The organism is Actinomadura bangladeshensis (genome assembly GCF_004348335.1).
Lineage (GTDB): Bacteria > Actinomycetota > Actinomycetes > Streptosporangiales > Streptosporangiaceae > Spirillospora > Spirillospora bangladeshensis.
The window spans coordinates 1-9,376 of sequence record NZ_SMJW01000291.1; the positions used below are offsets into that span (position 1 = coordinate 1).

Below are 9,376 nucleotides of genomic sequence, written 5' to 3' on the forward strand. Positions count from 1 at the left end.
GCCCCCCGAGACCCTGGGCGCGGCTCCGTTCCCCGCCTGCCCCGGCGGCGGCGCGGCGTGCCTGGTGTCGTAGGGCGCGGATAGGCTCGTGGTCATGCGCATCGGAGCCCATGTCGACCAGCACCGTCCGCTCGACAACGCCCGCGCGGTCGGGGCGGACGTCGTCCAGTTCTTCCTGGGCGATCCGCAGGGCTGGAAGAAGCCCGTCCTGCCGGAGGGCGTCGAGGCGCTGGCGGGTTCCGGGGTGGACGTCTTCATCCACGCGCCGTACACGATCAACGTGGCGACGTCCAACAACCGGATCCGCATCCCGAGCCGCAAGAACCTCGCCCAGCAACTGGAGGCGGCCGCGTCGATCGGGGCGAAGGCGCTGATCGTCCACGGCGGGCACGTGCTGAAGGACGACGACCCCGAGGCGGGCTTCGAGAACTGGCGCAAGGTGTTCGAGCGGGTCGAGTGCCCGATTCCGGTCTACATCGAGAACACCGCGGGCGGCGGGAACGCCATGGCGCGCAAGTTCGACCGGATCGCCCGGCTGTGGGAGGTGCTGTCCGGTGTCAAGGGGCTGGAGTCCAAGCTCGGTTTCTGCCTCGACACCTGCCACGCGCACGCCGCGGGGGAGGGCCTCGTCGACGCCGTCGACCGGATCAAGGCCATAACCGGCCGCATCGACCTGGTGCACTGCAACGACAGCCGCGACGCGTTCGGGTCGGGCGCCGACCGGCACACCAACCTGGGCAACGGCGAGATCGATCCGGAGCTGATCCTCGGAGTGGTCCGGGCCGCGGGCGCCCCCGTGGTGGTGGAGACGCCGGCGGCGGGGCAGGCCGACGACATCGCGTGGTTGCGTTCGAAGCTCTGACCGGGGAAAGTCGGGGGCGTCACTGGAACCCGCAGCGTGTGCGCGACATCTAACCCCCTACACGACCAGCCTGACGACAAAATCCGAAGGTCACGTCACACTGGCATAATCCGGAACCCAGCCCCCAGCGCACGCGCGTTCTCTCCGGCGGCGGGCGCGCGAACCGATCGGGAAGCACATGGCACAGCCCCCTTACGACCCCTACGGCTACGGCCAGCAGGACCCCTACGCCCAGTCGTACTCGCAGCCCCCGGCCGTGCAGCACCACTACTACGGGGCTTCGGTGCCGGTCGCCCCGCCGACGAACGGAATGGCGACCGCGTCGCTGGTGTGCGGGCTCATCGGTTTCTTCGCCTGCGGTGTCACGTCCATCCTGGCGATCATCTTCGGGCACGTCTCGCTGAGCCAGATCAAGCGGACCGGCGAGGGCGGCCACGGCATGGCCGTCACCGGCCTGATCCTCGGCTATCTGGTGAGCGCGGGCTGGCTGATCTTCTGGCTCTTCTACCTACTCGGCATCGCGATGTTCGCGGCGAGCAGCGGCAGCACGTACTGACCGTTCGGCCGGGCCGGGGGACGCCCGCCGCCTCCACCCCGGCGCCGGCCATCAGCACCGTCATCGGGGTGGAAGCCGCGCGGACGATCCCGTGGGGGCGCGGGCACCGAGTCGGGGGTTGAGTCTCCAGCGGGTGGAGGCCGCAAGGTGAGGGTCATGGACGGCGACACCTTGGTCACGATCGGGGAGCTGGCCCGGCGCACCGGGCTCCCGGTGCGGACGATCCGGTTCTACTCCGACGAGGGTGTCGTGCCGCCCACCTGCCGCACCGAAGCCGGTTACCGGCTGTACGACGCGGACGCCGCCGCGCGCCTCGATCTCGTCCGGACGCTGCGCGACCTCGGCGTCGACCTCGGCACGATCCAGCGGGTCCTGGACCGCGAGATCGGCGTCGGGGACGTCGCGGCGGCGCACGCGGAGGCACTGGACGTGCAGATCCGGACGCTCCGGCTGCGCCGGGCCGTGCTGCGGGCGGTGGCGAAACGCGGATCCGACCCCGAGGAGATCGAACTCATGCACAAGCTCGCCCGGCTGTCCGACGAGGAGCGCCGGCGGATCATCACCGACTTCATCGACGCGTCGTTCGCCGGACTCGACCTGAACCCCGACTTCGAGGCGAAGATGCGGTCCACGCTGCCGGAACTGCCCGACGACCCCGAGCCCGAGCAGATCGACGCCTGGGTGGAGCTGGCGGAGCTGGTCGGCGACCCCGACTTCCGGGCGTCGGTGCGGCGGATGGCCGAGCACCAGGCCGCCGACAACGAGAACGGCACCTACCCCGAGGATCCCGCGGAGCTCGGCCGGCTGACCGGCGAGAAGGCCGCGGCGGCGATCGCGGACGGGATCGAGCCCGGCTCGGACGCGGCCCGCCCCATCGTCGACGAGCTGGTGGCCGCCTACGCGGCGGCCTTCGGCACCGCGGACGGCGCCGAGTTCAGGCGCGAGCTGCGGAGGCGGACGCAGATCGGCACCGACCGGCGCGCGGAGCGCTACTGGCAGCTGATCGCCATCATCAACGGCTGGCCCGTCTGGCCCGCGATGACCCCGTCGTTCGAGTGGTTCGCCGAGGCCCTGCGCGACTAGGACCGGCGCGACTAGGACCGATCAGGACGGCGCTGGGGCGCCGGCGCGGCGCACGCCACGCCGGCGTCCCAGCGAGATCACGTCGGCGGCGCCGTCGAGGAAACCGCCCGCCGGGTCGTCCGCGCCGTCCGACCGGACGATGTCCGCGGACGGCCGCACGATGTCCCGCACCACCAGCACCGCCAGCAGCAGGACGGTCGCGAAGCGGGCGAGCAGGGCCAGCGAGTAGACGTCCTGGCTGATGCCGCCCTCCGGCGCGTCGAAGCTCAGCACCGCCGACACCGTGCCGGACAGGTCCTGCCCCGGAGTCTGGCCGGACACCGACAGCAGGAACCACCAGATCCCGAAGAAGTAGACGATCTCCCCGAGCTGCCACGCGACGAACGCGGGCAGCTTCGGCCGGGCCATCACCGCGAGCGGCAGCAGCCACAGCACGTACTGCGGCGACCAGACCTTGTTCGGCAGCATGAACGCGACCAGCACCAGGAACATCAGCTGCGCGAGGCGCGGGCGGCGCGGCGCGGCGAGCGCGAGGACGGCGATGCCGGCGGCGAGGACGAGGAACGTCCCGGTGCCGAGCATGTTGAGCAGGCCGGTGTCGGTGGCGGGCTTCTCCAGCCCGTGGTCCTGCAGGACGAAGAAGATGGAGCCCCAGTCGATGCCGCGCTGCTGGCTGAAGGTGTAGAACTCCTTCCAGCCGTCCCACGCGAAGACCATCACGGGCAGGTTCACGGCCAGCCAGGCCCCGGCCGTGCCGGCGAGCAGCCGCCCCAGCGCGCGCCACTGCCCGGCGCGGACGCACAGCAGCACCAGCGGGCCGAGGAACAGCAGCGGGTAGAACTTCGCGGCGATCGCCAGCCCCAGCAGCGCGCCCGCGAGCGCCGGGCGGCGCGCCGACCACGCGGCGACCGCCAGCGCGGACAGCGCGACCGCGAGCAGGTCCCAGTTGATGTAGGCGGTGAGCAGCAGCGCGGGGGACAGGGCCACCATCAGCCCGGTGCGCAGCGAGCGCCGTCCCGCCGCGTACGCCGTGGCGAGGACGGCCACGACCGCGAGGACGGCGAGGATCAGCGCGGTCACGTTGTAGAACGCGATCCCGCGCGCGTCCACCCCGAACGGCTGGACGAGCCACGCGACGAGCTGCATGAACCCGCCGCTGAGCACCGGGTACTCGACGTAGTGGATGTCGGATCCGGGGAGCGAGTCGAAGTAGGGGATCTTGCCGTCGCTCAGCCCGCGCACGTAGTAGAGCGGGTAGACGTCGGTGTAGCAGGCGTTCGCCGTCGTCTTGAGGAAGTCGAACCGCACCGACGCGCACGGCTGCTTCTGCAGCCAGCCGAGCAGGCACACCAGCGCGGTGAGCCCCGTCAGCACCGGTGCGAGCCGCATCAGCCGGCCGGGACGGTCCGCCGTGTCGCTGCCGGCGGACATCGCGACCCTCTCAGAAGACGACGACATGGACAGCAAGACTATTCGTCCCGCGGCACTCCGCGATCACAACCGCGACGATCATGAGGGACGGCCCGGAGCCGCCACGGGCTCCGGGCCGTCCTTCACCATGCGCGTTCCGCTAGGCGCCCTGGTTCGGGCCCGCGGGCTCCTCGTTCCGGCAGGCGGGGTCGTTGCGGTGCTCTGGCCTCGCGCACCACCAGCTCTTGTCCCCTTCCGGCGGAAGGTTCGGGTCGCAGTTGAGCGGCATGTTGAACTCGTTGCAGGGCTTGCCCTCCCCCGTCGGCGGCGACGGCGAGGTCGGCGTCGTCGGGGTCGTCGGCGTGCAGCCCGGCTGCGGCGGGTTCTGCCCCGGGCGGCAGCTCGGCGACGTCGACGGGCTCGGCGAGGTGGACGGGCTCGGCTCCGGCTTCGCCTTGGCCCACGGGGCGAGCTGCCCGCCGTTGACCGCCGGCGGGAACGGGGTGATCTCCTTGCCCTCCAGCGCCTTCAGCATGAAGCGCTTGAACAGCTCGGCCGGGACCGTACCACCGTAGACCTGGTTGTATCCGCCGACACCGATCAGGGACTTGCGGTTGCCCGACTTGTCCTCCCGCCACATCGCCGACGCCGTCGACAGTTGCGGCGTGTAGCCGACGAACCAGGCGGACTTGTTCTCGTCCGTGGTACCGGTCTTGCCGGCGACCGGACGGGCGCCGAGGCTCGCGCCCTTACCGGTACCGGACGTGACGACCGCCCGCATCGCGTCGGTGGCGTCCGCCGCGACGCCTTCGGAGAAGGCGGTGGTCGGATTCTGCCAGGGCAGCTTCTCCAGCGACTCGTGCTCGTTGTTCATGACCGGGTTGCCCCGGGCGTCGGTGATCTTGGCGATCACGTGCGCCTGGCGGTGCTTGCCGCCGGCCGCGAACGTCGAGTAGACCGACGCCATCGTGACCGGGCTGGCGTCGATGACACCGAGCGGCAGCGAGGTGTAGGTCGGGTTGAGGTTCTCGGTCTCCTTGGGGATGCCCATCTTCTTGGCCATGTCGATGACGTTGGTCAGCTGGACCTTCTGCCCCAGCTCGACGTACGCCGTGTTGATGGACATCGCCGTCATCTGCTTCAGGTTGTAGACGCCGTTCTCGGACGTGCTGTCGTTGGTGAACGTCGCACCGTTGATCGTCCGCTTGTAGCGGCCGTCCATCGTCGTCTTCAGGCTGATGCCCTGGTCGAGCGCGGTGGCCAGCACGATCGGCTTGAACGACGAACCCGGCTGCACGTTGCCCTGGAAGGAGTTGTCGAACTGCTGCTTGCGGTAGTCGGCACCGCCGTAGGCGGCCACCACCCCGCCCGTCTTGTTGTCGATGGCGGCGAGCCCGAACTTGATATCGGACTTGAGGCCCTTTTCCTTCCGCATCTGCTTGACGAGCTTGTTGGTGTAGGCCTGCAGCCCCTTGTCGAAGGTCGTCGTGATCTTCAACCCGCCGGTCTCCAGCAGCGACTCGTCGATGCCGAGGCCCTTCAGCTCCCGGAGCACGCGGTCCTGGAGGTAGCCGGTGTTCGGGTCGTCGGGGGCGTCGCTCCAGTTCTTCTGCGTCTGCGGGAACTTCGCCGACGCGCGCTTGGTCTGGTCGAGCCAGCCCTTCTCGACCATGCCGTCCAGGACGTAGTTCCAGCGGTTGATCAGCGCCTGCTTGGCCGGGTTGGAGGCCGGGCCGTAGGTGGCGAAGTAGTTCGGCCGCTGGATCATCGCGGCGAGCATCGCCGCCTGCGACTCGTTGATCTCGGTGACGGGCTTGTGGAAGTAGGCGCGGGACGCCGCCTGGATGCCGTAGGACCGCCGTCCGAACGGGACGGTGTTGAGGTACAGCTCAAGGATCTTCTTCTTGTCCATCTCCTTGCCCATGCGGATGGAGATGAGGATTTCCTTGAACTTGCGGCTGACCGTGCGGTCCTGGCTGAGGTTGGCCCAGTAGTTGCGGGCCAGCTGCTGGGTGATCGTCGACGCGCCCGCGACCTCGCCGCCCGTGGCGGCGCGGAAGATCGCGCCCGCGATGCCGGTCGGCGAGATGCCCGGCTCGGTCCAGAAGTTGCGGTCCTCCGCGGCGAGCACCGCGTTCTGGACGAACTGCGGGACGTCCTTGAGCGCTATGTCCTCGCGGTGGGTGCCGATCCGGGCGAGGGTCGACCCGTCCGCGTAGGTGATCACCGACTCCTGCCGGAGCGCGTCCTGCTGCTTCTTGGTCGGCAGCGGGGTGTTGGCGTAGGCGACGACGACGAGCACGGACATGCCGAGGATCAGCACGCTGACGGCCGCGACCGTGATCTTCCAGTTCGGGACGTACCGCCGCCAGCCGGTCTTCTTGTCGGGGTCGTCGGGACGCTTCTCACGGCGGCCGCGCCCTTCGGCGCCGCCCCAGAAGTCGTCCCCGCCGCCGGGACCGCCGGGGCCACCCGGACCGCGGCCACCCGGACCGCGCCCGCCCGGACCGCCCGGACTTCCGGGACCGCCCGGGCCGGGCGGACGTCCGCCAGGACCACCCGGACCACCCGGACCACCGGGACCGCCTTGGCCGCGCTGCGGCGGCGGCCCGGCCGGGCCCGATCGGGATGCCATCGGGGCGCCGCGGCGGCGTCCGCCGCCGGCGCCGCCCATCCGCGCGGGCCCTCCGGCCCGTCCGCCGGCCCTGCCGCCGGGACGCGGCGCCCGGCCGGGCGTCGGCGAGCCGGAGGACGGCCCGCCGCGCTGCCCGCCGGACGGCATGCCCGCGGAGCCGGGGCGGGGGGAGCCCCGGCGGCCAGCACTCTCTCCGTAGTCCGGTCCGTATCGGTTACTCACGCGGCCTCATCAACTGGGGGACGGCTATGCGTCGTCCGAGCGTACTGCGCACCCGTGGCAGGGGAGGCCGATGAGGCAGGGCTGCCCTTCCTCCGGCCGGGCGGGATCGAGCGCGCGGTACCGCTGGCATGCGGATACTCGCGAACATGCTTCATGTCACACCCCCAGGTGGCACATGGACGGGACGGGTGGCGGCGACGGCCCGCCGGCCGGACCGCCGGTTCGGTGCGCCGACCGGGCCGGCGCTGGTCACGGAGGTCATTCCGGGGGCCTCGCCAACGGCAGCAGTGGCGACAGGCTCCGCGACTGGGTCTCGAAGCCCCGCCCGCCGCGGCGTTGGCGGCAGGCCTGGTCCCCGCGGTGGATCTGGCACCACCAGTCGGGCGGCGGGTTGCTCGGCGGCTTGTTCGGGTCGCAGCCGCCGTTGGAGAACGGCCCCGGGCACGGCGGGAGGTCGCCGGTGTCACCGCCGTCGCCCTGGCAGCGGGGGTCGTGCTGGCCGATCGGGTTGTTGCACCACGGCGGCCTGCGGTCCTTCTTCTTCTCCGGCGGCTTCGCCCACTTCTGCACGATCCCGCCCCACACGGGCGGCGGGAACGCCTTGGCGTCGATGCCCTGCAGCGCGTTCGACATGTAGGACCGCCAGATGCGGGCGGGGATCGTGCCGCCCTCCACCTCGCCGATCTGCGGCAGGATGACCGACTTCTTCTTCCCGTCCGGGCCGGTCGCGTCGTTGTAGATCGTCACCGCGGTCGAGACCTGCGGGACGTACCCGACGAACCACGACGAGACGTTCCGGTCGGTGGTACCGGTCTTGCCGGCGGCCTGGCGTCCGTCCGGCAGCGCCGCCGCCGTCGCGGTACCGGCCTTGATGACCTGCTGCATCGCGTAGGTGGCGTCCGCCGCGACCTTGGTGCTGAAGACCCGGTGCGTCTCGACCTTCGGCTTCAGCCGGACCCGCTTGTTGTCGCTGTACCGGACGACGCGGATCACGTGCGGCTGGTGGTAGACGCCGCCGCTCGCGAACACCGCGTAGCCCGCCGCCTGCTCGACCGGGCGGATGTTGTTGACGCCCAGCGCGAGGTTCAGGCAGCACTTGTGCGGTTCGAGCAGGTCCGGCGCGATGCCGGCGTCCGTCTCGGTCTTCATCACTTCCTCGATGCCGACCTTGCCCATCAGCTGGATGAACGCGGTGTTCACCGAGTCCTGCGTCGCCGTGATCAGGTTGATCGCCGGGCCGACGTCATGGCTGTTCGGGACGATCGTGGCTTTCGGGTCGTCCTTGGACACCACGCTGCCGTCCGGGCCGATCGGCGTCTTCGACCGCCCCTCGACCATGCTCTTCAGGCTGTAGTTCTGCTTCAGCGCCGTCGCCAGCACGTACGGCTTCATCGCCGAGCCGGCCTGCGCCGAGCCCTGCCACACGTTGTTGAACGACTGGTCCAGGTAGTCCGGCCCGCCGTAGAACGCCACGACCTCGCCGTTCGCCGAGTTCACCGACACCAGCCCGACGCGGATCTTCTTCTTCGCGAGCTTCTTCGGGTTCACCTGCGGGACGGTCTTCTCCGCGGCCCGCTTGGCCATCGCCATCCGCTTGCGGTCGAACGTCGTGTAGACGCGCAGGCCCTCGGTCGTCAGCTCCTTGCGGTCGATGCCCTGCCGGCGCAGCTCCTCCATCGCGCGGGTCAGCATGTAGCCGCGCTGGCCGCCGTACAGCTGCTTGTCGCTGCCCGGCTTGCTGATCTTGGGCAGCCGCTGCATGTACTTGGCGGCGTCCGCCTGGCTCAGCTTGCCCATGGAGACCATGCCCCGGAGCGTGTACTGGTAGCGCGCGGTCACCCACGCCTTGTTCTTCGGGTCGCCCGCGTCCCGGTTCGGGTTCTGGATGATGCCGCCGAGGACGGCCGCCTCGTCGGGCTTCAACTGCCAGACGTTCTTGCCGAAGTACTCGCGCGACGCCGCCTGGATCCCGTACGTGTCGCGGCCGAGGTAGATCGTGTTCAGGTAGAGCTTGAGGATCTCGTCCTTGGTGTACTTGTCCTCCAGCTTCACCGAGATGAACAGCTCCTTGAACTTCCGGTCCACCGTCCGGTTGTTCGGGTCGGAGTAGTAGTTCTTCGCGAGCTGCTGCGTGATCGTGGAGCCGCCGCCGGACCCGCCGGTCAGGTTGTCCCACACGGCGCGCGTCGTGCCCTTGACCGAGAAGCCCGGGTCGGTGCGGAAGCTGCGGTTCTCCGCCGCGAGGACCGCGTTCTGGACGAACGGCGGGACCTGCTTCAACTCGACGCTCTGCCGCTTCTTGCCGATCCGCCCGATCTCGGTGCCGTCGGTGTAGTAGAAGATCGACGCCTGGTCCTCGACGCCGGCGACGGTCGGCTCGGCGGGGGTCGGCGTGTTGCTGTAGGCGACCCAGATCAGCGTGACGAACGCGGCGATGCCGAGCCCGGCGACGCCGGCCACCACCTTCCAGGACGGGATGAACCGCCGCCAGCCGGTCTCCCGGGACCGCAGGTGCCCGAGCATGCCCTTCTTCTGCGGCGGCACCGGCGCCCCGCGCCGTCCAGGCCCACCGGGCCCACCGGGCCCACCGGGGCCACCGGGACCACCC

General features: G+C 70.5%; 6 protein-coding genes. 3 read left to right on the top strand and 3 right to left on the bottom strand.

The window, feature by feature from the left end; all coding sequences use genetic code 11:
* The first annotated feature begins 94 nt into the window (after positions 1-94).
* The 3 genes from E1284_RS34920 to E1284_RS34930 all read left to right on the top strand — a co-directional run bounded on the left by E1284_RS34920 (position 95) and on the right by E1284_RS34930 (position 2,501).
* Complete coding sequence (locus tag E1284_RS34920; protein WP_131944434.1) at positions 95-862, top strand: deoxyribonuclease IV; 768 nt, start codon at positions 95-97, stop codon at positions 860-862.
* Positions 863-1,040: 178 nt separating this feature from the next.
* Positions 1,041-1,418: a DUF4190 domain-containing protein gene (locus E1284_RS34925; protein ID WP_131944435.1), complete on the top strand. Its 378-nt coding sequence runs from the start codon at positions 1,041-1,043 to the stop codon at positions 1,416-1,418.
* A 156-nt stretch (positions 1,419-1,574) separates the two neighbouring features.
* Positions 1,575-2,501 (top strand): MerR family transcriptional regulator, encoded by a 927-nt coding sequence (locus E1284_RS34930; protein WP_131944436.1) that lies wholly within the window; start codon positions 1,575-1,577, stop codon positions 2,499-2,501.
* A gap of 21 nt (positions 2,502-2,522) precedes the next feature.
* Here the strand turns inward: E1284_RS34930 and E1284_RS34935 are convergent, their stop codons facing one another.
* From E1284_RS34935 to E1284_RS34950, 3 genes are all read right to left on the bottom strand, one after another.
* Positions 2,523-3,959, bottom strand: coding sequence for a glycosyltransferase family 87 protein (locus tag E1284_RS34935; protein WP_243714934.1), 1,437 nt, complete (start codon positions 3,957-3,959; stop codon positions 2,523-2,525).
* Between the two features lie 112 nt (positions 3,960-4,071).
* Entirely contained in the window at positions 4,072-6,768 is a 2,697-nt protein-coding gene (locus E1284_RS34940; protein WP_279433104.1) for a transglycosylase domain-containing protein, read from the bottom strand.
* Positions 6,769-7,026: 258 nt separating this feature from the next.
* Positions 7,027-9,376: transglycosylase domain-containing protein (locus E1284_RS34950; protein WP_207924122.1), on the bottom strand; the 2,350-nt coding region annotated here is incomplete at its 5' end.

Bases quoted from the DNA above. Each gene is read 5' to 3' on its own strand.
- E1284_RS34920 (WP_131944434.1), top strand. From the start codon at position 95: ATGCGCATCGGAGCCCATGTCGACCAGCACCGTCCGCTCGACAACGCC.
- E1284_RS34925 (WP_131944435.1), top strand. From the start codon at position 1,041: ATGGCACAGCCCCCTTACGACCCCTACGGCTACGGCCAGCAGGACCCC.
- E1284_RS34930 (WP_131944436.1), top strand. From the start codon at position 1,575: ATGGACGGCGACACCTTGGTCACGATCGGGGAGCTGGCCCGGCGCACC.
- E1284_RS34935 (WP_243714934.1), bottom strand. From the start codon at position 3,959: ATGTCGTCGTCTTCTGAGAGGGTCGCGATGTCCGCCGGCAGCGACACG.